Annotated in this window: 1 protein-coding gene; it reads right to left on the bottom strand. The window is 51.4% G+C overall.

From position 1 onward, the window contains the following. Positions 1 to 91 precede the first annotated feature (91 nt). Positions 92 to 238 (bottom strand): succinate dehydrogenase, hydrophobic membrane anchor protein, encoded by a 147-nt coding sequence (locus tag SB753_RS40575; RefSeq protein ID WP_410805614.1) that lies wholly within the window; start codon positions 236 to 238, stop codon positions 92 to 94. Between the last annotated feature and the right edge of the window lie 5 nt (positions 239 to 243).

Consider the following 243-nt stretch of genomic DNA (forward strand, 5'->3'; position numbering starts at 1 on the left):
CACCACCACGTCGAACTTGTGATCGACATAGGTATATTTGCTTGCCACGGCAGCATCGGCCGCGTTGTTTACTGCACTAGCCATCGGGCTATCAACCTCCGAAGCTCAGCTTGAGAATCGCAAAAATGCAGGCAAAGCCGACCACCGCTGTAAAGAAGGTGTTCAACATCACCAGCACGACCTTCATGCCTTCGCCATGCACATAATCTTCGATAATGACCTGCATACCCAGGCGCATGTGAT

Source organism: Paraburkholderia sp. SIMBA_053 (genome assembly GCF_046534895.1).
Lineage (GTDB): Bacteria > Pseudomonadota > Gammaproteobacteria > Burkholderiales > Burkholderiaceae > Paraburkholderia > Paraburkholderia caledonica.